Below are 697 nucleotides of genomic sequence, written 5' to 3'. Positions count from 1 at the left end.
CGGGTTCGTCATCCCGGAGGTTGGCGGGGTCGACGACTGGAAGAAAGCCGACGAGTTCATCACCATCGTCGAGACCGAGCACGGGTTAGAAGAGGGTTCGATAGCCATGTCGGTGATCATCGAAAGCGGTGCCGCGGAGTTAGCGATGGGCGACCTCCGAGAGGAGATGGGCAAGCCGACCAATAATTTGGAGCGGCTGTTCATGCTCGTGGATGGCGAAGTGGACTACACCAAGGACATGCGCGCGATCACGCCCACCGGGAACCTGCCACCGTGGCCCGAACTCCGCCACAACACCTCGCGGGGCGCGAGCGCGGCGGGTTTGATCTCGGTCGATGGCCCGTACGACGACATTCGGGACGTCGAGGGCTACCGCGAGCGGATGACCGACAACCAGGCCAAGGGCATGCTCGGCATCTGGTCGCTGACGCCTGGACAAGTGGTGGAGGCGAACAAATCGCCGCTGCCACCCGAATCCGGACGGTGGCTCATGGATGACGGCACTCAACAAGTGGCCCTCGAAAGCGATGGCGAGAGACAGGTGTACGAGGGCGACCGTGTCTCACTCGACGAGAGTGGCGACGGCTACACCCTTCAGGTGGGTAGCGACGAGCAGCACCTCGACGAAGACGAGTTGCGTGAGGAACTGTTGAACATGGTCGAATACGTTCCCAGTATGGACGCTTTCTCTTAAAAA

Annotated in this window: 1 pseudogene; it reads left to right on the top strand. The window is 61.1% G+C overall.

Going from position 1 to position 697, the window contains the following annotated elements:
* Nucleotides 1–682 (top strand): annotated as a pseudogene (locus ACP97_RS08250) (malate synthase); the annotation flags it as partial.
* Nucleotides 683–697 lie beyond the last annotated feature (15 nt).

It is taken from the genome of Halococcus sediminicola (assembly GCF_000755245.1).
GTDB lineage: Archaea > Halobacteriota > Halobacteria > Halobacteriales > Halococcaceae > Halococcus > Halococcus sediminicola.
The sequence above is the reverse complement of the archived record's forward strand: the minus strand, read 5'-3'. Positions and strand labels throughout refer to the sequence as shown.